Source organism: Pseudomonas sp. FP2335 (genome assembly GCF_030687535.1).
Classification (GTDB): domain Bacteria; phylum Pseudomonadota; class Gammaproteobacteria; order Pseudomonadales; family Pseudomonadaceae; genus Aquipseudomonas.
On sequence record NZ_CP117437.1, the window covers coordinates 1,397,212 to 1,420,536 of the forward strand.

At 62.3% G+C, this 23,325-nt stretch carries 18 protein-coding genes; 10 read left to right on the forward strand and 8 right to left on the reverse strand.

Features of this window, described 5'->3' with window-relative positions; translation table 11 throughout:
• Positions 1–36 precede the first annotated feature (36 nt).
• The 8 genes from PSH81_RS06105 to PSH81_RS06140 all read right to left on the reverse strand — a co-directional run bounded on the left by PSH81_RS06105 (position 37) and on the right by PSH81_RS06140 (position 10,201).
• Positions 37–1,899, reverse strand: coding sequence for an NAD(P)/FAD-dependent oxidoreductase (locus PSH81_RS06105; RefSeq protein ID WP_305392170.1), 1,863 nt, complete (start codon positions 1,897–1,899; stop codon positions 37–39).
• Between the two features lie 88 nt (positions 1,900–1,987).
• A complete protein-coding gene (locus PSH81_RS06110; protein ID WP_305392171.1) occupies positions 1,988–3,412 on the reverse strand; it encodes a gamma-aminobutyraldehyde dehydrogenase in 1,425 nt (474 codons plus the stop codon).
• Between the two features lie 77 nt (positions 3,413–3,489).
• Positions 3,490–4,299: an ABC transporter permease gene (locus PSH81_RS06115; protein WP_016977919.1), complete on the reverse strand. Its 810-nt coding sequence runs from the start codon at positions 4,297–4,299 to the stop codon at positions 3,490–3,492.
• Complete coding sequence (locus tag PSH81_RS06120; RefSeq protein ID WP_192297264.1) at positions 4,289–5,218, reverse strand: ABC transporter permease; 930 nt, start codon at positions 5,216–5,218, stop codon at positions 4,289–4,291. The genes PSH81_RS06115 and PSH81_RS06120 overlap by 11 nt, the downstream gene beginning before the upstream one ends.
• Position 5,219: 1 nt before the next feature.
• The gene (locus tag PSH81_RS06125; protein ID WP_226455904.1) at positions 5,220–6,254 is read right to left on the reverse strand and encodes an ABC transporter ATP-binding protein; all 1,035 of its coding nucleotides are present in this window, start codon (positions 6,252–6,254) and stop codon (positions 5,220–5,222) included.
• A gap of 220 nt (positions 6,255–6,474) precedes the next feature.
• A complete protein-coding gene (gene ydcS, locus PSH81_RS06130) occupies positions 6,475–7,626 on the reverse strand; it encodes a putative ABC transporter substrate-binding protein YdcS (RefSeq protein WP_305392172.1) in 1,152 nt (383 codons plus the stop codon).
• A 73-nt stretch (positions 7,627–7,699) separates the two neighbouring features.
• The gene (locus PSH81_RS06135) at positions 7,700–9,157 is read right to left on the reverse strand and encodes a gamma-aminobutyraldehyde dehydrogenase (RefSeq protein WP_226455902.1); all 1,458 of its coding nucleotides are present in this window, start codon (positions 9,155–9,157) and stop codon (positions 7,700–7,702) included.
• 132 nt (positions 9,158–9,289) lie between these two features.
• Positions 9,290–10,201 (reverse strand): LysR family transcriptional regulator, encoded by a 912-nt coding sequence (locus tag PSH81_RS06140; protein ID WP_071488759.1) that lies wholly within the window; start codon positions 10,199–10,201, stop codon positions 9,290–9,292.
• Between the two features lie 167 nt (positions 10,202–10,368).
• On the opposite strand from PSH81_RS06140, the gene PSH81_RS06145 reads away from it, so the two are divergent.
• The 10 genes from PSH81_RS06145 to lysS all read left to right on the forward strand — a co-directional run bounded on the left by PSH81_RS06145 (position 10,369) and on the right by lysS (position 23,228).
• A complete protein-coding gene (locus PSH81_RS06145; RefSeq protein ID WP_305392173.1) occupies positions 10,369–11,076 on the forward strand; it encodes a tellurite resistance TerB family protein in 708 nt (235 codons plus the stop codon).
• Between the two features lie 280 nt (positions 11,077–11,356).
• Positions 11,357–12,979 (forward strand): methyl-accepting chemotaxis protein, encoded by a 1,623-nt coding sequence (locus tag PSH81_RS06150; protein WP_226455900.1) that lies wholly within the window; start codon positions 11,357–11,359, stop codon positions 12,977–12,979.
• Positions 12,979–13,491, forward strand: a complete 513-nt coding sequence (locus PSH81_RS06155; RefSeq protein ID WP_226455899.1) for a chemotaxis protein CheW — start codon at positions 12,979–12,981, stop codon at positions 13,489–13,491. The genes PSH81_RS06150 and PSH81_RS06155 overlap by 1 nt, the downstream gene beginning before the upstream one ends.
• Positions 13,488–14,747 (forward strand): protein-glutamate O-methyltransferase CheR, encoded by a 1,260-nt coding sequence (locus tag PSH81_RS06160; protein ID WP_305392174.1) that lies wholly within the window; start codon positions 13,488–13,490, stop codon positions 14,745–14,747. Before PSH81_RS06155 ends, PSH81_RS06160 begins: the two co-directional genes overlap by 4 nt.
• On the forward strand, positions 14,744–15,445 hold the full coding sequence (locus PSH81_RS06165) for a chemotaxis protein CheW (RefSeq protein WP_226455897.1): 702 nt from the start codon (positions 14,744–14,746) through the stop codon (positions 15,443–15,445). Before PSH81_RS06160 ends, PSH81_RS06165 begins: the two co-directional genes overlap by 4 nt.
• The gene (locus PSH81_RS06170) at positions 15,442–17,736 is read left to right on the forward strand and encodes a hybrid sensor histidine kinase/response regulator (protein WP_305392175.1); all 2,295 of its coding nucleotides are present in this window, start codon (positions 15,442–15,444) and stop codon (positions 17,734–17,736) included. Before PSH81_RS06165 ends, PSH81_RS06170 begins: the two co-directional genes overlap by 4 nt.
• A complete protein-coding gene (locus PSH81_RS06175) occupies positions 17,733–18,743 on the forward strand; it encodes a chemotaxis response regulator protein-glutamate methylesterase (RefSeq protein ID WP_226455895.1) in 1,011 nt (336 codons plus the stop codon). The genes PSH81_RS06170 and PSH81_RS06175 overlap by 4 nt, the downstream gene beginning before the upstream one ends.
• Positions 18,744–18,794: 51 nt before the next feature.
• On the forward strand, positions 18,795–19,796 hold the full coding sequence (locus tag PSH81_RS06180) for a diguanylate cyclase (protein ID WP_192297253.1): 1,002 nt from the start codon (positions 18,795–18,797) through the stop codon (positions 19,794–19,796).
• Between the two features lie 724 nt (positions 19,797–20,520).
• Positions 20,521–21,616, forward strand: a protein-coding gene (gene prfB / locus PSH81_RS06185; RefSeq protein ID WP_192297252.1) for a peptide chain release factor 2 whose coding sequence is annotated in 2 segments (ribosomal slippage) — positions 20,521–20,592 and positions 20,594–21,616 — 1,095 coding nt in all. Because the reading frame shifts where the segments join, the coding sequence is not laid out codon by codon here.
• Between the two features lie 109 nt (positions 21,617–21,725).
• Positions 21,726–23,228, forward strand: a complete 1,503-nt coding sequence (lysS, locus tag PSH81_RS06190; protein WP_192297251.1) for a lysine--tRNA ligase — start codon at positions 21,726–21,728, stop codon at positions 23,226–23,228.
• Positions 23,229–23,325 lie beyond the last annotated feature (97 nt).

Here is a 23,325-nt window from a genome sequence, read left to right on the forward strand (position 1 = left end):
CCACATTGGGTTCTGCGTTGGCCGTCAGGTCACATTTCAGCTCACTTCACCCACCGCTCTGTAAGCCTCATCAATCGCTGCATGGGCATACGCACTCCACGCCGCATCCGAGTTGGCGATGCTCACATGCCCCACCGGCTTGCGTGCCAGCTTCATCCACGCTTCGCTCTCATCGGCGTCATCGAACAAGCTGTTGGAGAAGCTCGCATACCCATGTGACCAACGATTGACAGTGATCGCCAGAATGTCGGTCTCGTGGTTGAACCCACCCGGGCCGAGCATGCGTTGCAACTGGTCACGCAACTGCGCCTCCAGTTGTTCGAACGTCTGCCCGTACAACCGGCCGCGACCGGCGCGGGCCTGGTCGCGGGCGTTCATGCCGCTGTTGGGGCTGGTGGGCACGTACACCATGTGCAGGCCGATCGGCTGCGTCGGGTCGCGCGGGTGGTCGTAGCCGCCCATGCTCACCGGGTAGTCCAGCTTGATCCGGCTGTAAGGCTGGGTCGCCGCGTAAATCTCGTGCACCCCCAGCTTCTGGAACGACTGCCAGTTGCGGATCACCACCTTGGTGTACACCAGCGGGTATTTCACGTTCTGGCTCAGGGCATGGGCTTGTGCGGCCGGCAGGTCTTTGAGCAGGTACGGAATCATCATGTTGTAGCAGGCCAGGATGCAGCGCTTGCCACGCACCTGTGCGAGTTGTCCGCCACGGCTGTAGCCGATATGCACGCCATCACCGACGTTGCGCACGCTGACTGCCGTGCTGTTCAGGCGCAGCCGCACGGCGGATGTCGGCTGGTCGAGCCTGGCGTAGTCAAACGGCGCCAGCACGATATCGTCCATGGTGTGCCCTGGCGCCACGCCCGGGATCAGGCTGCGCACCAGCAGGCGCGCCACCGACGCGTTGCCATCGGGGAAGTGGTAGATGTAGGGCTCTTCCATTTCTGCCGCCGCTTCTTCGCTGATCGGCGCCAGGTTCATCCCGGCAAAACCCGGGAACCCCACGTTGTAGGCATCAGTAGCCGCCACGGCATCAATGCTCAGGGCCATGAAGTCATTGGTGCGGCTCTGGAAATATTTCACTGCCGCTTGCGACAAACCGACGTTCTTGAGCAGGAAATCGCGGTAACTGGTGGCGGCCAGGTAGTCGGCCTTTTCTTTGGCACTCTTGCCTGGCAGGTAATCCTTGGGGGCGGTGTGTAATTCGATCAGCGCCTGGCGATCTGCCTGGGGCAGGGGGAAGTCGTTGATGAAATCGCCGATGGAGCGCGCATTCAAGCGGTCCGGCGCAATATCGTCGGCCACCATCGGCGTTGGGTCGCCGGTCACCAGTTTGTCTTCGCCGAAGTTTTCCTTGTCGAAAAACACCCCGCGCGACAGGCCCAGGCCGGGGTAGAACTGACGGTCAAACGCCGTTTCGAAGCGCTTGATATTCACCCCGAGTTTTTTCAACAGCCCGTTCACTTCTTTGCTGTACAGGTGGTTGGGCGACTGGAACGCCTCGCTGCCGCCGTAACCGATGATCATGCGTCCGCCTGCCTGGAACTCATTGCGCTTGGCATGGCCGCCGAAGTCGTCATGGTTTTCCAGGATCAGGATCTTCGCCTTGGGGTGCTTCTCGCGGTAGAACCACGCCGCCGCCAAACCGCTCAAGCCGCCGCCGACCACCACCAGGTCATAGCGCTCGGTGATCGGCAGCTTGTCGGTGTCGAAAGCCTTCTTTTCCCAGCCCATCTGGTGCGCCACTTCGAACGCGCCGACATGGCTACCACGCAGGCCGGTGAGGGCGGGTGGGTAGTAGCGGCCATCGGGCGCGGCTTGCAGGATTTGCAGCGGGGTCATGCCGGCGGCAAGGGTGATGGCGACGCCGTTGAGGAAGTCGCGGCGGGTGATGTCCATGGGGATAACCTGAGTTTTTATTGTTATGAGAGGGATCTTGGGTGAGCTCGGCTTTTTGTGGGAGCGGGCGTCCACAGGAGAAAAAGCGTCAGTGCTTGAACATCACATGCCGCACAGTGGTGTAGTCCTCTAGCCCGTACATGGACATGTCCTTGCCATAGCCCGACAGTTTCTGACCGCCATGGGGCATTTCGCTGACCAGCATAAAGTGGGTATTCACCCAGGTGCAGCCGTACTGCAAACGTGCGGCCAAACGGTGGGCGCGTCCTACATCGGCGGTCCATACGGACGAGGCCAAGCCGTAGTCCGAATCGTTGGCCCAGCCCAGCACCTGGGCTTCGTCGGTGAATTTGGTCACCGAGACCACCGGCCCGAACACCTCGCGGCGCACGATCTCGTCATCTTGCTGGGCATCGGCCAAGACGGTCGGTTCGAAGAAGTAGCCGTTGCCTTCCACGGCTTTACCGCCCGTGACCAAGCGGATATGCGGCTGCGCCACCGCGCGCTCGACAAACCCGGCCACGCGGTCACGGTGTTGCGCGGTGATCAGCGGGCCCAGTTCGGTGGCGGGATCATCCTGCAAGCCGTACTTGATGCTGGCGACCGCCGCGCCGAGTTTCTCGACAAACGCGTCGTAGATGTCCGCTTGCGCATAGATCCGGCAGGCGGCGGTGCAATCCTGTCCGGCGTTGTAGAAACCGAAGGTGCGAATGCCTTCCACGGCGGCGTCGATGTCCGCATCGTTGAAGATGATCACCGGCGCCTTGCCGCCCAGTTCCATGTGCATGCGCTTCACGCTGTCGGCGGTGCTGGCGATGATATTTGCGCCGGTGGCGATGGAGCCGGTCAGTGACACCATGCGTACTTTCGGGTGGCTCACCAGCGGGCTTCCCACCGTTGGCCCACGACCAAACACCAGGTTGAGTACGCCCGCAGGGAAAATTTCAGCGGCCAGTTCGACCATGCGCAACGCGGTCAGCGGGGTTTGTTCCGATGGCTTGAGCACCACGGTATTACCCGCGGCGAGGGCCGGGGCGATTTTCCAGGCGACCATCATCAACGGGTAGTTCCACGGTGCGATGGAGGCGATCACGCCCACCGGGTCGCGGCGGATCATCGAGGTGTGGCCGGGCAGGTATTCGCCACCGGCCGAACCGCTCATGCAACGGCTGGCGCCGGCAAAGAAGCGGAACACGTCGGCAATCGCCGGGATCTCATCGTTCAGCGCGGCGCTGTAGGGTTTGCCGCAGTTGTCCGATTCCAGCTTGGCCAGTTCTTCGCCATGGGCTTCGATGGCGTCCGCCAATTTCAGCAGCAGCAGCGAGCGATCCTTCGGTGCAGTTTGCGACCAACTTTCGAAAGCCGCATCGGCCGCACGCACGGCGGCGTCGACCTGGGCTTCACTGGCTTCGTTGATTTCCACCAGCACACGGCCGAGTGCCGGGTTGAAGATGGCCTGGGTCGGGCCTTCGCCTGCGACCAGTTGGCCGTTGATCAAGAGTTTGGTTTGCATGCTTCTGTCCTCCAAAAACTATTCATATTTCCCTGAAAGAATCGGCCCTAAATGTGGGAGCGCATTCCTCCAGTCAGTTATTTACCGCCACTCCCCGCCACGCTTTCACCACCGCGCGTCAGGTAATAGGCACCCAGAATCGGGAACATCGTCACCAGCATCACCAGCATCGCCACCACGTTGGTCACCGGCACATCCCGTGGCCGGCTCAACTGGTTGAGCAACCACAGCGGCAAGGTGCGTTCGTGGCCGGCGGTGAAGGTGGTGACGATGATTTCGTCAAACGACAGCGCAAACGCGAGCATGCCGCCGGCCAGCAGCGCCGAGCCGAGGTTGGGCATGATGATGTAGCGGAAGGTCTGCCAGCCGTCGGCGCCGAGGTCCATCGACGCTTCGATCAGGCTGTGGGAAGTGCGGCGCAAGCGGGCGATGACGTTGTTGTAGACGATCACCACGCAGAAGGTCGCGTGGCCGACAATGATGGTGAACATCCCAGGCTCGATGCCCAGGGTCTTGAACGTCGCCAGCAGGGCGATACCGGTGATGATCCCCGGCAGCGCAATCGGCAGGATCAGCATCAGCGACACGCCTTGCTTGCCGAAGAACTCCCGGCGATACAACGCCGCCGAAGCCAGCGTGCCGAGCACCATGGCGATCAGGGTGGCGATGGCGGCAATCTGCAGCGACAGCTTGATCGCCTCCAGCACGTCCGGCCGGGCAAAGGCCACGCTGAACCACTTCAGGGTGAAACCCTGGGGTGGAAAGCTGAACGCCGCTTCTTCGGTGTTGAAGGCGTAGAGGAAGATGATCAGGATCGGGAAATGGAGAAAAACCAGGCCACCCCAAGCGGCGATCTTCAGACCGATGGAAGATTTTTCAGAGTGCATCGAAGGCCCCCAGGCGTTTGACGATGGACAGGTACACCGCAATCAACACGATCGGCACCAGGGTGAACGCCGCGGCCATGGGCATGTTGCCAATGGCACCTTGCTGGGCGTAGACCATGCCGCCGACGAAGTAGCCCGGCGGGCCCACCAGTTGCGGCACGATGAAGTCGCCGAGGGTCAGCGAGAACGTGAAGATCGAACCGGCGGCAATCCCCGGCACCGACAGCGGCAGAATCACCTGCATAAAGGTCTGGCGCGGCTTGGCGCCCAGGTCGGCGGAGGCTTGCAGCAATGATGGCGGCAGGCGCTCCAGCGAGGCCTGGATCGGCAGGATCATGAACGGCAGCCAGATGTAGACAAACACCATGAAGCGCCCCAGGTGCGAGGTGCTCAAAGTGCTGCCACCCACGCCGGGAATGCCCAGCACGAACTGCAACAGCGGCTCCAGCCCCAGGTGCTGCACGAACCACTGCGCCACGCCGCCCTTGGCCAGCAGCAAGGTCCAGGCATACGCCTTGACGATGTAGCTGGCCCACATCGGCATCATCACCGCGATGTAGAAAAACGCCTTGGTTTTGCCGGTGGTGTAGCGCGCCATGTAGTAGGCAATGGGGAAGGCGACGATGGCACTGGCGATCGACACCACGATCGCCATGCTCAAGGTGCGCAGGATGATGTCGAAGTTCGATGGCTGGAACAGTGCGGCGAAGTTGGCCAGGGTCAGGTCGGGCGTGACCGCCATGGTGAAGTCGTCGAAGGTGTAGAAACCTTGCCAGAGCAGAGTCAGCAGCGAGCCGAGGTAGATCGCGCCGAACCAGATCAGCGGCGGTATCAGCAGCATCGCCAGGTACAAATTGGGCTTGCGGTACAGCAGGTTGGAAAACCTGCGCATCGGCGGTTGGGACAGGGCCAGGTTCATCTCACACCTCGCCTGCGGTTTCGGTCAGCGGCGTCATGGCTTCACGGGCCCAGCGCGCGGTGATCGACTGGCCGACCTGATGGCCGCTGCTGATGTCCAGCCACTGGTTGTTGGCCTGGCTGATATTCAAGGCTTGGCCGTTTTCGAGTTTCAGCTCGTAGCGGGTGGCGCTGCCCTGATACTGGATGTCATGCAGCAAACCGCTGATCTCCACCTCACCGGCACCCAGCGGGCCTTCGGCAAAACGTACGTGTTCCGGGCGGATCGAAAAGGGTTGGGCGTTGCCGCTGATGCGTTGGGCCAGTTCGCCGCGAATCACATTGGAGGTGCCGACGAACTCGGCGACAAACGCCGTGGCCGGCTTCATGTAGAGGTTGCGTGGGGTGTCGACCTGTTCGATGCGGCCTTTGTTGAACACCGCCACACGGTCGGACATCGACAGCGCTTCGGTCTGGTCGTGGGTCACGAAGATAAAGGTGATGCCGAGCTGGCGTTGCAGTTTCTTCAGCTCGCTTTGCATCTGCTCGCGCAGCTTGAGGTCGAGGGCGCCCAGTGGTTCATCGAGCAGCAATACCCGTGGGCGATTGACCAATGCTCGGGCCAGGGCCACGCGTTGGCGCTGGCCGCCGGACAGTTGCACCGGCTTGCGCTCGCCATAACCGCCGAGGGCGACCATGCCCAAGGCTTCCTCGGCACGGTTCAGGCGCTCGGTCTTGCCCACGCCCTTGACCTTGAGACCATAGGCCACGTTGTCGCGCACATTCATATGGGGGAACAGCGCGTAATCCTGGAACACGGTGTTCACGTCGCGCTGATACGGCGGCAAGCCGGCGGCCTCCTCGCCATGGATGCGGATCGAGCCTGCGCTCGGTTGCTCGAACCCGGCGATCAGGCGCAGGCAGGTGGTCTTGCCCGAGCCGGAAGGGCCGAGCATGGAAAAGAACTCGCCGTCCTGGATGTCGATGGAAACCCGGTCAACGGCCTTCACTTCGCCGAACTGACGGGAAACGTGGGTGAATTGGACTGCAAGTGTCATGGTGCGGTGCTCCAAAAAGACACGGGTCGTCGCAGCGGCCCGGCCTGGACTTCTGAAATATCAATGCGGTACTGAATCTGGCTCGGCCCAAATGTGGGAGCGGGCTTGCTCGCGAATGCGGTGGGTCAGTTATGGATGTGTTGGCTGACACACCGCATTCGCGAGCAAGCCCGCTCCCACACAAGCCCGCTCCACATGGGGCCTGTGTTATCTGGAGGGCTCAGCGGCCGCCCATGATCGCAATGTAGTCCTGGGTCCAGCGGCTATACGGCACGAACTTGCCGCCTTCAGCCTGCGGAGTTTTCCAGAAGGCGATCTTGTCGAACTGATCGAAGCCATTGGTCTTGCAGCCTTCGGCGCCGAGCAGTTCACTTTCCTTACACGCCGCAGGTACAGCCGGCAGCGAGCCGAACCAGGCCGCCACATCACCCTGCACCTTCGGTTGCAACGACCAATCCATCCACTTGTAGGCGCAGTTCGGGTGCTTGGCCTCGCTGTGCAACATGGTGGTGTCGGCCCAGCCGGTGGCGCCTTCCTTGGGGATGGTCGAGGCAATCGGCTGTTTCTCGTTTTGCAGGCCGTTGACCTGGTACGGCCAGGCGCTGGAGGCCACCACGCCTTCGTTCTTGAAGTCACTCATTTGCACGGTGGTGTCGTGCCAGTAGCGGTGGATCAACGGTTGCTGGGCGCGCAACAGGTCGAGCACGGCCTTGTACTGGGTTTCGGTCAGCTCGTAGGGGTTCTGGATGCCCAGTTCGGGCTTGGTCGACTTGAGGTACAGCGCTGCGTCGGCGATGTAGATCGGGCCGTCATAGGCCTGCACGCGCCCCTTGTTCGGCTTGCCGTCCGGCAGGTTCTGCGCGTCGAACAACACGTTCCAACTGGTGGGCGCGGTCTTGAATACGTTTGTGTTGTACATCAACACGTTCGGGCCCCACTGGTACGGGGTGCCAAAGGTTTGCTGGCCGACCACATACCACGGCGCATCCTTGAGGCGCGGGTCGATGTTCTTCCAATTGGGAATCAACGCGGTGTTGATCGGCTGAACGCGCTTGCCAACGATCAGACGCAGCGACGCATCGCCCGAGGCGGTGACCAGGTCGTAGCCGCCCTTGGCCATCAGGCTGACCATTTCGTCAGAAGTGGCAGCGGTTTTCACGTTGACCTTGCAGCCGGTTTCCTTCTCGAAGCCTGTGACCCAGTCGTAGGCCTTGTCGCTTTCGCCACGCTCGATATAGCCGGGCCAGGCGACTATATCCAGCTGGCCTTCACCAGCGCCTACGGCCTTGAGCGGTTCGGCGGCCTGCAGACTGGCGCTGGCCAGCAGCGCGGTGGCCAGGGCACTGAGCAGTGCGGTCTTGTGCGCGGACATGGGGGTTCCCTCTTCTTTAATTATGGTCGGGGCAGTTTTTTGCAGCCGGTGACGCATGAGCTTAGTTGTTGTTTTAAAGATGCTGGCCGTGGCGCGCCATGATGTGGCGCACCACGCTGTAGTCCTGTAGCGAATCGCTGGACAGATCCTTGCCATACCCCGAACGCTTCAAGCCGCCGTGGGGCATTTCGCTGACCAGCATGAAATGGCTGTTGATCCAGGTGCAGCCGTATTGCAGGCGCGCCGCCACCTGCATGGCCTTGTCCAGGTTCTGGGTCCAGACCGAGGAGGCCAGGCCATATTCGGAGTCGTTGGCCCAGTCCACGGCTTGTTCCAGTTCTTCGAAGCGGGTCACGGTGACCACCGGGCCGAACACTTCACGCTGCACGATTTCATCGCTTTGTTTACAGCCGGCAAGCAAGGTCGGCTGGTAATAGAAACCCGCGCCGGAATGCACGGCGGCGCCGGTTACACGCTCGATGTGCGGTTGACCAAGGGCGCGCTCGACAAAACTGGCCACGCGATCGCGCTGGCGTGTGCTGATCAGCGGGCCGAGTTCGTTGTCGGCGTCGCGCTTGCCGGCGAAGCGCAGGCTGCTGACCGCGGCGCCCAGTTCGGCGACCAGTTTGTCGTGGATCCCGGCCTGGGCGTAGATGCGGCAGGCGGCGGTGCAGTCCTGGCCGGCGTTGTAGTAACCATAGGCGCGCACGCCCTCGACCACGGCTTGCAGGTCGGCGTCGTTGCATACGATCACCGGGGCCTTGCCGCCCAATTCCAGGTGCGTGCGTTTCAGGGTTTTTGACGCGGCTTGCAGGATTTTCTGCCCGGTGACGATGTCGCCGGTCAGCGAGACCATGCGGACTTTGGCGTGGCTGACCAAATGGCTGCCGACGCCTTCACCACCGCCACACACAATGTTGATCACCCCGCGTGGCAGCCATTGGCCGAGGGCTGGGGCCAGGGCCAGGATCGACAGCGGCGTGTGTTCCGACGGCTTGAACACCAGGGTATTGCCGGCGGCCAGGGCCGGGGCGATTTTCCACGCGGCCATCATCAGTGGGTAATTCCACGGCGCAATCGAGGCGACAACGCCGATCGGGTCGCGGCGCACCATGCTGGTGTAGCCCGGCAGGTACTCGCCGCTGAGCTGGCCGGTCTGGCAACGCACGGCACCGGCAAAGAAGCGGAACACATCGATGGTGGCGCTCAAGTCATCCTGGCGCGCCAGGTGCAAGGGCTTGCCGCAGTTCAGGGATTCCAGGCGGGCCAGGTAGTCGGCTTGTTTCTCGATGGCATCGGCAATGCCGAGCAAAATGTTCGAACGTTGTTGCGGCGTGGTGCGCGACCAACCGGCAAAGGCGCGGTGGGCCGCGAGGATCGCGCTTTCGACCTGCTCGGTGCTGGCCTCGGCGATCTGGGTGAGCACTTCGCCGGTGGCCGGGTTGAGGATCGGTTCGACAAAGCCCTGGCCCTGGACCAGTTCGCCGTCGATCAGCAACGCAGTGAGCAGCGGGGTGGGCGCGCCGGACATTTTTCGCGATCTCTTTTCTTGTGTGGCCATGGGCGTTCTCTTACGAGGGCCTGACCTTTCTCTTATGGATGTACAGAGACTAGAGGTCAGGCACGAGGTCAACAAATACTAAATACTGAATGCAGCATTCGATTAAATAGATGGCTTGCGGGGGTGCGGCTGTTCGCGGGCGACCGTCAGGAACGGGTCCACCAGCGCCGGGCGTGCGGTGCCACGGCGCCAGGCCAGGCCCACATCGAGGGTCTGGCTGAGGTCGGCAATCGGCCGCGCTTCGATGATGTCGCCCTCCAGTGACCAGGGGCGGTAGGTCATGTCCGGCTGGATCGACACGCCCAGGCCCGCGGCCACCAGGCTGCGCACGGCCTCGGTGGAGGCCGTGCGCAGGGTTACCCGGGGTTGCAGGCCGGCGCTGGTCCACAGGCGCTGGGCGTTGTGGCCCATTTCGTCGACGTTCAGTTGGATCAGCGGTTCGCGCGCTACGTCGGCGAGGTTGATGCTGTCGTGTTCCAGCAGGGGGTGCTGCGCCGGCAGCCATAGGCGGTGCGGCGAGTGGGTCAGCACTTCGGTCTGCAGGGCGTGGCGGTCTTCGAGGTTGGAGAGGATCAGCACGCCCACGTCGATTTCACCGCTGACCAGCAAATGTTCGATATATGGGCGCTCGTCCTCCATCACGCGGATTTCCACGTTGGGGTAGGCACGCTGGAAACGTGTGAGCAGGTCCGCCAGGTAATAGCCGGCCACCAGGCTGGTCACGCCGATGATCAACTGCCCGGCCACCTGGTCGGTACTCTGTTGCAGGCTGCGCTTGGCGTTATCGACGGTTGCGAGGATCAGGTGGGCCTGGCGCAGGAATTGATGGCCCTGGTGAGTCAGGGTCATGCCCTTGGCGTGGCGATTGAACAGGTTGACGCCGATTTCCTGCTCCAGTTGCTGGATAGCGAGGGTCAGGGTCGATTGGGAAATAAACGCGGTCTGTGCGGCGGCCGAGATCGAGCCGGTCTCGGCCACGGCGATAAAGTGCCGGATTTGACGCAAGGTCATCATGCTGGAATTACCAGTGGGGTGTTTTTATAGATTTACCCGAGTGTATATCGGTTTTAGCGAAGGGTAGCCGCGTTACATCTGGAAGCACTCTAGATCGGGGGTTTTTGGCACTTAGTTTTACGCTGGTGGCCTATTGGTCCTACGAACCCAGTGTCTGGAGGCTACGAATGAATACCCGTGGATTGCTCGATCAACTGCTCAAGTCTGGCCAGGACATGCTGCAAAACAAGGCCGGTGGGCAGCGTAAATCAGACGAAAAGGGCGCATTGGGCGGCCTGCTCGGCGGCGCAGGTCTGGGCAGCCTGTTGGGCGGTGCGGGCGGCGGCGCCCTGGCGGCGGGCGCCATGGGCCTGTTGCTGGGCAATAAAAAGGCGCGCAAGTTCGGCGGCAAGGCCCTGACCTACGGCGGCCTGGCTGCATTGGGTGTGATTGCCTACAAAGCCTATGGCAACTGGCAGGCGCAACAGGCCAATGCGCCAAAGGGCGAGCCACAGACCGTCGACCGCCTGCCCCCGGCCCAGATCGAGCAGCACAGCCAGGCCATCCTCAAGGCACTGGTGGCGGCGGCCAAGGCCGATGGCCACGTCGATGAGCGCGAGCGCGCGCTGATCGAAGGCGAGTTCACCAAGCTGGACAACGACCGCGAGCTGCAGGGCTGGCTGCACGCCGAGCTCAACAAACCCCTGGACCCGGCCGACGTGGCCCGTGCCGCAGGCACCCCTGAGATGGCCGCCGAGATGTATATCGCCAGCGTGATGCTGGTGGACGAGGAAAACTATATGGAAAAGGCCTATCTGGATGAATTGGCCCGTCAGCTCAAGCTAGAGCCCGGCTTGAAGGCCGAGCTGGAAAAACAGGTGCGCCTGAGCCAATAACTCCCTGCAAAACACCGATTAAACTGTGGGAGCGGGCTTGCTCGCGAATGCGCTGTTTCAGTCACTGAATGTGCTGACTGATCCACCGCCTTCGCGAGCAAGCCCGCTCCCACATTTTTTTCCGCGTCAGGCGTTGTTCCGAAGGAGGGCGGCTCCCGTCTCTATGGGTTACCCGGGTAGTTTTTGGATTATGTGAGCATTCCAGCAAAACCCGTTGATTAATGAGGGCTTCTGCTCAGCTATACTCCCCTCCATTTGAATGGCCCTTCGAGGAATTACTGTGAAGAACTGGACCCTGCGCCAACGGATCTTGGCAAGTTTTGCGGTCATTATCGCCATCATGCTGTTAATGGTTGTGGTCTCTTATTCACGGTTGCTCAAGATCGAAACCAGCGAAGTCGCGGTGCGTGACGACGCGGTGCCGGGGGTCTATCTCAGTTCGATGATCCGCAGCGCCTGGGTCGACAGTTACCTGCAAACCCTGGAATTGCTTGGCCTGCGCGCCGACAAGCAGCTGAGCGACGCCGACCGGGCCGAGTTCAAGTCCTATGAAGGGCGCGTCTTGCAGGAACTGCGCAATTACGAAAAAACCATCGCCACCACTGAAGATCGGGTCGAGTTCGACAGATTCGAAGCCCTGCACCAGGCCTATAACAAGAGCCTGGCCACAGTGCTCGACAGCCTGCAGCGCGGTGACCAGGTGGGCGCCCGCAAAGAGTTCGATGCCCAGCTCACGCCGACCTGGACCGCAGGCCGCATGAAGCTCAACGACATCATCACCCAAAACAAAGACGTCGCCGACCGTGCGACCAATGCCATCGATGACGCGGTATCGGCGGCGAAAATCAGCATGTTCCTGTCCCTCGTCGTGGCGATCCTGGCCGCCGGCCTGTGCGGTCTGTTGCTAATGCGCGCGATCATGGCGCCGATGCAGCGCATCGTCGAAATCCTCGGCACCATGCGCGACGGCGACCTGAGCAAGCGCCTGAACCTGGAGCGCAAGGACGAATTCAACGCCGTCGAAACCGGCTTCAACGACATGATGACCGAACTCACGGCCCTGGTTTCCCAGGCCCAACGCTCGTCGGTACAGGTCACGACCTCGGTCACCGAGATTGCCGCCACGTCCAAGCAGCAACAGGCCACCGCCACTGAAACCGCGGCGACCACCACCGAGATCGGCGCCACTTCCCGTGAGATCGCGGCCACTTCCAAGGACCTGGTCCGCACCATGACCGAAGTTTCCACCGCCGCCGACCAGGCTTCGGTGGCCGCCGGTTCCGGCCAGCAAGGCCTGGCGCGCATGGAAGAAACCATGCACTCGGTCATGGGCGCCGCCGATCTGGTCAACGCCAAGCTGGCGATCCTCAATGAGAAGGCCGGCAACATCAACCAAGTGGTGGTGACCATCGTCAAGGTCGCCGACCAGACCAACCTGCTGTCCCTCAACGCTGCCATCGAGGCCGAGAAGGCCGGTGAATACGGGCGCGGGTTTGCCGTGGTCGCCACCGAAGTGCGGCGCCTGGCCGACCAGACCGCCGTGGCCACCTACGACATCGAGCAGATGGTGCGCGAGATCCAGTCGGCGGTGTCCGCCGGGGTGATGGGCATGGACAAATTCTCCGAAGAAGTGCGTCGCGGCATGTTTGAAGTGCAGCAAGTCGGCGAGCAGCTGTCGCAGATCATCCACCAGGTACAGGCCTTGGCGCCGCGGGTGTTGATGGTCAACGAAGGCATGCAGGCCCAGGCCACCGGCGCCGAGCAGATCAACCACGCGCTGGTGCAGTTGGGAGATGCCAGCAGCCAGACCGTCGAGTCCCTGCGCCAGGCCAGCTTTGCCATTGATGAACTGAGCCAGGTTGCGGTGGGTCTGCGCAGCGGCGTGTCGCGTTTCAAAGTCTGATGAGCGACCTCGCGGCTAAACGCGGCGCCGTCCCGGCAGCGAAAAAGGCGTTGTTCCTGGTGTTCCACATCGGCAGCGAACGCTACGCCCTCAAGGCCACGGAAGTGGCCGAGGTGCTGCCGCGTCTGCCGCTCAAACCCATCGCCCATGCGCCGGCGTGGGTCGCCGGGATCTTTGCCCATCGTGGTGCGTTGGTGCCGGTGATCGACCTGAGTGCGTTGACCTTTGGCTGCGCGGCCCAGGCCCGTACCAGCACGCGGCTGGTGCTGGTCAATTACCAGCCCGTGCCCGAGGTTGCGCCGCGCTGGCTGGGGTTGATCCTGGAGCAAGCCACCGGCACCTTGCGCTGCGATCCCGCTGAGTTCCAGCCCTATGGCCTGGACAATCACCAGGCGCCGTACCTCGGGCCGGTGCGGGAAGATCCCCAGGGCCTGATGCAGTGGATTGGCGTCGACGACCTGCTGACCGACGACGTGCGCGCCTTGCTGTTTTCTGCCGAGTCGAGCCTATGAGCAGCGACCAAAGGGTGTTCAACTTCCTCAAGGAACGCATCGGCCTGGACGTCGCGTCCGTCGGCGAAGCGATCATCGAGCGTGCCGTGCGCCAACGCAGCCAGGCTGTGCAGGCGCAGACGGCGGATGATTACTGGCAGCACCTGCAATGCTCCCATGATGAGCAGCAGGCGCTGATCGAAGCGGTGATCGTCCCCGAAACCTGGTTTTTCCGTTACCCCGAATCCTTTGCCACCCTGGCCCGCCTGGCCAAGGCGCGCCTGGCCGAGATCAAGCAGATGCGCGCCTTGCGTATCCTCAGCCTGCCGTGTTCCACCGGCGAAGAACCCTATTCGATTGCCATGGCCTTGCTTGATGCCGGCCTGGCACCGCACCAGTTCAAGGTGCTCGGCCTGGACGTCAGCCCGCTGTCGGTGGAGCGCGCGCGACGCGGGGTGTATGGCAAGAATTCGTTTCGGGGTGCCGATATAGGCTTTCGTGACCGGCACTTCAACGAGTCCGCCGACGGCTTTCATATCCGCGAGCGCGTGCGTGAGCAGGTGCGCCTGCAAGTCGGCAACCTGCTCGACCCGACGCTGCTGGCGAATGAGGCGAGCTACGATTTTGTGTTCTGCCGCAACCTGCTGATCTACTTCGACCAGCCGACCCAGAAGCAAGTCTTCGATGTGCTCAAGGAGCTGACCCACGTCGACGGGGTGCTGTTCATCGGCCCCGCCGAAGGTAGCCTGCTGGGGCGTCACGGCATGAAGTCGATTGGTGTGCCGCAGTCCTTTGCGTTCAGCCGACATGCCGAACCGCTCAAGCCCGAACCGGTGTTCGCGCCGATTCCAGCGCCGCCACCGCTGCGCACGGCAGCTTCGCAGCCGGTCAAGCCGCGCCCGTTCAGCACGGTCAGTGCCCAGGTGGTGCCGATCAAGACGTCGCCGTCCGATGCGGGCGATTTGCTCAGCCAGATCGCCACCCTGGCCAACGAAGGCAAAAGCGCCGAGGCCCGCGCCGCGTGCGAGCGCTATTTGAGCAATCACCCGCCGGCCGCCCAGGTGTTCTACTGGCTGGGCCTGCTCAGCGATGTGGCCGGCAGTGCCCTGCAAGCCCAGGGGTTTTACCGCAAGGCCTTGTACCTGGAACCGCAGCACCCGCAGGCGCTGATGCACCTGGCCGCGTTGCTTGAGTCCCAGGGCGACAGTGCGGGGGCGCGCCGTTTGCAGGCGCGTGCCGCGCGTAGCGAGCGAGCTGAGAGTGAGTCCAAACGATGAGTAACACCGAAGCGCTCGATACCGCCGGCCTGGATCTGACCCTGGCCGACACCCAAGCCATCGACGATTGCTGGAACCGTATCGGTATCCATGGCGACAAATCCTGCCCGCTGCTGGTGGACCATATCCATTGCCGCAACTGCGCGGTGTATTCCGCGGCGGCCACGCGCTTGCTCGACCGTTACGCGTTGCAGCAGGACGATCATCGCCCACGGGCGGCCGTCGAAGTCGGCGAAGAGGTGGTCACCCGCTCGCTGCTGATGTTCCGCCTCGGCGAGGAATGGCTGGGCATCGCCACCCGCTGCCTGGTGGAAGTCGCCCCGTTGCAACCGATCCACTCCCTGCCGCACCAACGCTCGCGTGCGCTGCTCGGCGTGGCGAATGTGCGCGGTGCGCTGGTGGCGTGCTTGTCGCTGGTGGAACTGCTCGGCCTGGATGCCACCGGCAATGGCGCGAGCGGCGGGCGGATCATGCCGCGCATGTTGATCATCGCCGCGCAGGACGGCCCGGTGGTGGTGCCGGTGGATGAAGTCGATGGCATTCATGCCATCGATGAGCGCACTTTGAAGGCGGCGTCGGCCTCCGGCACCCAGGCCAGCGCGCGTTACACCCAGGGTGTGTTGCAGTGGAAAGGCCGTAGCCTGCGGTGGCTGGACGAGGCGCAATTGTTGTCTGCCGTGACCCGGAGCCTCACATGACCCCCGACCAGATGCGCGACGCGTCGCTGCTGGAACTGTTCAGCCTGGAAGCCGATGCCCAGACCCAGGTATTGAGCGCGGGCCTGCTGGCCCTGGAACGCAACCCGACCCAGGCCGACCAGCTCGAAGCCTGCATGCGCGCCGCCCATTCGCTCAAGGGCGCGGCGCGGATTGTCGGGGTGGACGCCGGGGTCAGCGTGTCCCACGTGATGGAAGACTGCCTGGTCAGCGCCCAGGAAAGCCGCCTGTACCTGCAACCCGAACACATCGACGCCTTGCTGCAAGGCACCGACCTGCTGATGCGCATCGCCACGCCGGGCAACACCGTGGGCCCGGCGGACATTGAAGCGTATGTGACATTGATGGAGCGCTTGCTCGATCCGTCCCAGGCGCCCGTCAAGGCCTCGCCGCCGCCAGCACCGCCTGCGCCAGAGCCCTTGGCGGCTGCGGTTGTCGAAGAGCTGCCCGTCGAGCCCGAGCCCGAGCCCGCGCCGCCCATGAGCGCTGAGCTGCCGCGTCACAATCGACGCATGACCGAAGGTGGCGAGCGTGTATTGCGCGTGACCGCCGAACGCTTGAACAGCCTGCTCGACCTGTCGAGTAAGTCCTTGGTGGAAACCCAGCGGCTCAAGCCTTATCTGTCCAGCATGCAGCGCCTCAAGCGTATCCAAAGCCAGAGCGTGCGCGCCCTGGACACCCTGGATGGCCAGCTCAAGACCCTGGGCCTGAACCTCGAAGCCCAGGAAGCCCTGGCCGACACTCGCCGCCTGCTGAGCGAAGCCCAGGCCCTGCTGGCGGAAAAAACCGCCGAGCTGGATGAGTTCGGCTGGCAGGCCGGGCAGCGCGCCCAGGTGCTCTACGACACCGCACTGGCCTGTCGCATGCGCCCGTTTGCCGACGTGCTGGCGGGCCAGGTGCGTATGGTCCGCGACCTCGGCCGCAGCCTGGGCAAGCAAGTGCGCCTGGAGATCGAGGGTGAAAAGACCCAGGTCGACCGCGACGTACTGGAAAAGCTCGAAGCGCCGCTGACCCATTTATTGCGCAACGCCGTCGACCACGGTATCGAAATGCCCGAACAACGCCTGCTGGCGGGCAAGCCGGCGGAAGGCTTGATCCGCCTGCGCGCCTCGCACCAGGCCGGGTTGCTGGTGCTTGAACTGAGCGACGACGGCGCCGGTGTCGACCTGGAGCGCTTGCGCGGCACCATCGTCGATCGGCATTTGTCGCCGCTGGAAACCGCCCTGCGCCTGAGCGAAGAGGAATTGCTGACGTTCCTGTTCCTGCCGGGGTTCAGCCTGCGCGACAAGGTCACCGAAGTGTCCGGGCGTGGCGTCGGCCTCGATGCGGTGCAGCACATGGTGCGCCAACTGCGCGGTGCGGTTGAGCTGGAGCAAACGGCGGGGCAGGGCAGTCGTTTCCATCTTGAGGTACCGCTGACCCTGTCGGTGGTGCGCAGCCTGGTGGTGGAAGTCGGCGAGGAAGCCTATGCGTTCCCACTGGCGCATATCGAACGCATGTGCGACCTGGCGCCCGAGGACATCGTGCAACTGGAAGGCCGCCAGCACTTCTGGCACGAGGGCCGCCATGTCGGCCTGGTCGCTGCCAGCCAGCTGTTGCAGCGCCCTGCGGGGCAGAATCCGGCGGATACGTTGAAGGTCGTGGTGATCCGCGAGCGCGATGCGGTGTACGGGATTGCCGTGGAGCGCTTTATCGGCGAACGCACCCTGGTGGTGTTGCCGCTGGATGATCGCCTGGGCAAGGTCCAGGATATTTCCGCCGGCGCCTTGCTCGATGATGGCTCGGTGGTGCTGATCGTCGATGTCGAAGACATGCTGCGCTCGGTGGACAAGTTGCTCAATACCGGCCGCCTGGAGCGTATCGCCCGGCGCAGCCAGCAGGCCACCGAAGCGCCGCGCAAGCGTGTGCTGGTGGTGGACGACTCGCTCACCGTACGTGAGCTGCAACGCAAATTGCTGTTGAACCGTGGGTATGAAGTCGCCGTGGCGGTGGATGGCATGGATGGTTGGAATGCCCTGCGTTCGGAAGAGTTCGACCTGTTGATCACTGATATTGATATGCCTCGCATGGACGGTATTGAATTGGTCACATTGTTGCGTCGTGATAGTCGCCTGCAATCGCTGCCGGTGATGGTGGTGTCGTACAAGGATCGCGAAGAAGACCGACGGCGTGGCCTCGATGCCGGCGCCGACTATTATTTGGCCAAGGCCAGTTTCCATGACGACGCCCTGCTCGACGCCGTAGTCGAGCTGATTGGAGGGGCGCGGGCATGAGGATTGGGATCGTCAATGACATGCCCCTGGCCGTGGAGGCCTTGCGCCGTGCCCTGAGTTTCGAGCCTGCGCATCAGGTGGTGTGGGTGGCCAGCAATGGCCTGGAAGCGGTGCAGCGCTGCGCTGAAGTAACCCCGGACCTGATCCTGATGGACCTGATCATGCCGGTGATGGACGGCGTGGAGGCGACGCGCCAGATCATGGCCGAGACCCCATGCGCCATCGTGATTGTCACCGTGGACCGCCAGGCCAACGTCAGCCGCGTGTTCGAAGCCATGGGCCATGGCGCCCTGGATGTGGTCGATACGCCGGCGCTCGGCGTGGGCAATCCCAAGGACGCGGCGGCGCCGTTGCTGCGCAAGATCCTCAATATCGGCTGGCTGATCGGCCAGCGCGGCAGCCGCGTGCGCGCCGAGACCACAGCCCCGCGCAGCCCCGGCAAACGCGAGAGCCTGGTGGCGATTGGTTCGTCAGCGGGTGGGCCGGCTGCCCTGGAAATCCTGCTCAAGGGCTTGCCCCGGGACTTTTCCGCGGCCATCGTACTAGTGCAGCATGTGGACCAGGTGTTCGCCGCCGGCATGGCCGAATGGTTGAGCAGCGCCTCGGGCCTGCCGGTGCGCCTGGCCCGCGAAGGCGAGCCGCCGCAAAGTGGCGTGGTGTTGCTGGCCGGCACCAACCACCATATCCGCCTGTTGAAAAACGGCACCCTGGCCTACACCGCCGAGCCGGTGAACGAGATTTACCGGCCGTCCATCGATGTGTTCTTCGAGAGCGTTGCCAGCCACTGGAACGGCGACGCGGTCGGTGTATTGCTGACCGGCATGGGCCGCGACGGTGCCCAGGGTCTCAAACTCATGCGTGAACAAGGATATTTGACCATCGCCCAGGATCAGCAGAGCTGTGCGGTGTATGGCATGCCCAAAGCGGCGGCGGCGATTGATGCTGCTGTTGAAATTCGCCCACTGGATAGAATTGCGCCCCGACTGCTGGAGGTCTTTGCAAAGTGAACATGACCTCTCGCGGTGCTGGCTTGCAGGCAGTAATTCAGGTGATTGCACATGAATGATTTACAGATCGACGACATCAAGACCGACGAAAACGCCGCCATGGTGTTGCTGGTCGACGACCAGGCCATGATCGGCGAAGCCGTACGGCGTGGGCTGGCCCACGAAGAAAACATCGACTTCCATTTTTGCGCCGACCCGCACCAGGCCATCGCCCAGGCGATCCGCATCAAGCCGACAGTGATCCTGCAAGACCTGGTCATGCCCGGTCTCGACGGGCTGACGTTGGTGCGCGACTACCGCAACCACCCGGCCACGGCAAACATCCCGATCATCGTGCTTTCGACCAAGGAAGACCCGCTGATCAAGAGCGCGGCGTTCTCGGCCGGGGCCAACGACTATCTGGTCAAGTTGCCGGACAACATCGAGCTGGTGGCGCGTATCCGCTATCACTCGCGCTCCTACATGACCCTGCTGCAGCGTGATGCGGCGTATCGCGCACTGCGGGTCAGCCAGCAGCAGTTGCTCGACACCAACCTGGTGCTGCAACGGTTGATGAACTCCGATGGCCTCACCGGGCTGTCCAACCGTCGCCACTTCGACGAATACCTGGAGCTGGAATGGCGCCGCGCCATGCGTGACCAGACCCAGTTGTCGTTGCTGATGATCGATGTGGACTTCTTCAAGACCTATAACGACAGCTTTGGCCACGTCGAAGGCGACGAAGCCCTGCGTAAAGTCGCCGCGACCATCCGCGATGCCAGCAGTCGTCCTTCGGACCTGCCGGCGCGTTATGGCGGCGAAGAGTTTGCGCTGGTGCTGCCGAACACCTCGCCGGGTGGCGCGCGCCTGGTGGCCGAGAAGCTGCGCATGGCGGTTGCGGCGCTGAAGATCCCGCACATTGCGCCGACGGAAGGTGCGAGCCTGACCGTCAGTATTGGCCTGTCCACCGTTACGCCGCAGCAGGGCGGTGATTGCCGGCAGTTGATATTGGCGGCGGACAAGGGGTTGTATACGGCCAAGCATAATGGGCGCAATCAGGTGGGGATCGAGTAGGGCTGGGTTTCGCTGGGTTTTGCTGGGTACATATCCGTTTCTTCGGTAACGGCTGCTTATGGTTCCGCTCTTACAGCGGGTCACTTTTGGAGGGACCCAAAAGTAACCAAACGGCCAGCGTGTTTGACGGGGCGACCCAAGATCAAAAGCCAGAGCGCGGCGGCCTTGGAGCCGACCGGCATGGGCGGGTTGAACGGGGTCAAAACTGTGGGAGCGGGCTTGCTCGCGAATGCGGTGGATCAGTCAATGAATGAGTTGACTGACACACGGCATTCGCGAGCAAGCCCGCTCCCACATTTGGATCTCCATGTATTCAAATGGAACTGTAGTTTGCTCTGGCTCTGGCTCTGGCTCTGGCTCTGGCTCTGGCTCTGGCTCTGGCTCTGGCTCTGGCTCTGGCTCTGGCTCTGGCTCTGGCTCTGGCTCTGGCTTTTGATCTTGATCTTAGGCGGCCCCCCAAATCCATGGCGGATTACGGGCACACCGAGCCTGGGCGAGGTGCCGAGTGTTGGGGCAAGAGCCTTTTGCTTACTTTTGGGCTCTTTCCAAAAGTGAGTCGCTGTAAGCGCGAAACCCTAAGTGGCCGTTACCGCAGCAACGGATATGCCCACCACCAACAAACCACCACCAACCCCGAGCCTTTTCGCCAAGCGGGCTGCCGCTGCCCCCCATTTCCCGTTATACTCGCCGGCTTTCAAAAGTTCGCCAACGAGTGCTGCCCGCCATGGAAATCAACCCGATCCTTAACACCATCAAGGACCTGTCCGAGCGCTCCGAAACTATTCGGGGGTATCTTTGACTACGATCAAAAGCATGAGCGTCTGACCGAAGTCAATCGCGAGCTTGAAGATCCTGCTGTCTGGAACAAACCTGAATACGCCCAGGAACTGGGCCGCGAGCGCGCTGCGCTGGCGCAGATCGTCGACACCCTCGACGAACTGAACACCGGTCTGGCCGATTGCCGTGACCTGCTGGACATGGCCGTCGAGGAAAACGACGAAGGCGCAGTGGGCGATGTCATCGCCGAGCTGGCCCGTCTCGAGGAGAACCTCGCCAAACTCGAATTCCGCCGCATGTTCAGCCATGAAATGGACCCCAACAACGCCTACCTGGACATCCAGGCCGGCTCCGGTGGTACCGAGGCCCAGGACTGGGCCAACATCCTGCTGCGCATGTACCTGCGCTGGGCCGACAAGCGCGGTTTCGACGCGACCATCATGGAACTGTCCGCCGGTGAAGTCGCCGGTATCAAGGGCGCGACCGTGCATATCAAGGGTGAATACGCCTTTGGTTGGTTGCGCACCGAGATCGGCGTGCACCGCCTGGTACGCAAGAGCCCGTTCGACTCCGGCAACCGTCGCCACACCTCGTTCTGCGCGGTGTTCGTCTCGCCAGAGATCGACGACAAGGTCGAAATCGAGATCAACCCGGCCGACCTGCGCATCGACACCTACCGTTCCTCCGGTGCCGGTGGCCAGCACGTAAACACCACCGACTCGGCCGTACGTATCACCCACGTACCGACCAACACCGTGGTCAGCTGCCAGAACGAACGTTCCCAGCACGCCAACAAAGACACCGCCATGAAAATGCTGCGGGCCAAGTTGTACGAGCAGGAAATGCAGAAGCGCAATGCCGCCTCGCAAGCGCTGGAAGACACCAAGTCGGACATCGGCTGGGGTCACCAGATCCGCTCCTATGTGCTTGATGCATCGCGGATCAAGGATTTGCGCACTAACATCGAACGCAGTGACTGCGACAAGGTGCTCGACGGCGACATCGACGAATACCTGGAAGCCAGCCTGAAATCAGGCCTGTAACACATGCAATGCGGGATTGCCTGACACCCCTCGATCCCTGTGGGAGCGGGCTTGCCCGCGATCCCCAGCCGCAGGCTGGGGCAACGAACCTGATGGAATATTTAAAGACATGAGCGACCAACAACTCGACCCGCAAGCCCTGCAACAGGAAGAAAACTCCCTGATCGCCCTGCGCAAGGAAAAGCTTGCTGCCGAGCGCGCCAAGGGCAATGCCTTCCCGAACGACTTCCGTCGCGAACACTACTGCGAAGAACTGCAGAAGAAATACGCGGACATGACCAAGGAAGAACTGGCAGAAGCTGCAATCCCGGTCAAGGTTGCCGGTCGCATCATGCTCAACCGTGGCTCGTTCATGGTGATCCAGGACATGACCGGTCGCATCCAGGTCTACGTCAACCGCAAGACCCTGTCGGAAGAAACCCTGGCAGCGGTGAAAACCTGGGACATGGGCGACATCATTGCCGCCGTCGGCACCCTGGCCCGCTCCGGCAAGGGCGACCTGTACGTCGAAATGACCGAAGTGCGCCTGCTGACCAAATCCCTGCGCCCGCTGCCGGACAAGCACCACGGCCTGACCGACACCGAGCAGCGCTACCGTCAGCGCTACGTTGACCTGATCGTCAACGAAGACGTGCGCCACACTTTCCGCGTACGTTCGCAAGTCATCGCGCATATCCGCAGCTTCCTGATGCAGCGTGACTTCCTCGAAGTTGAAACCCCGATGCTGCAAACCATCCCCGGTGGTGCCGCAGCCAAGCCGTTCGAGACGCACCACAACGCGCTGGACATGGAAATGTTCCTGCGTATCGCCCCCGAGCTGTACCTCAAGCGCCTGGTGGTTGGCGGGTTTGAAAAGGTGTTCGAGATCAACCGCAACTTCCGTAACGAAGGCGTTTCGACCCGTCACAACCCAGAATTCACCATGTTGGAGTTCTACCAGGCCTACGCCGACTACGAAGACAACATGGACCTGACCGAAGAGCTGTTCCGCGAGCTGGCACAGCTGGTCCTGGGCAGCACCGACGTGCCGTACGGCGACAAGGTGTTCCACTTCGGCGAGCCGTTCGTGCGTCTGTCGGTGTTCGATTCGATCCTCAAGTACAACCCTGAGTTGACCGCTGACGACCTGAACGACATCGACAAGGCCCGCGCCATCGCCAAGAAAGCCGGCGCCAAGGTGCTGGGCTTCGAAGGCCTGGGCAAACTGCAGGTGATGATTTTCGAAGAACTGGTGGAGCACAAGCTGGAACAGCCGCACTTCATTACCCAGTACCCGTTCGAAGTGTCGCCGCTGGCCCGTCGCAACGATGACAACCCGAACGTCACCGACCGTTTCGAACTGTTCATCGGTGGCCGCGAAATCGCCAACGCCTACTCCGAGTTGAACGACGCGGAAGACCAGGCCGAGCGTTTCATGGCCCAGGTGGCCGACAAGGACGCCGGTGACGACGAAGCCATGCACTACGACGCCGACTTCGTCCGCGCCCTGGAATACGGCATGCCGCCGACCGCAGGTGAAGGTATCGGTATCGACCGCCTGGTGATGCTGTTGACCAACTCACCGTCGATCCGTGATGTGATCTTGTTCCCGCACATGCGGCCACAAGCGTAAGCGTAGTGAAATCCGAAGCCGCCTTTTATAAGGCGGCTTTTTTATGCGGCGTATTTAAGCGTCAAGCAAACAGCGCCAGGTTTTGATCTATTCAAGG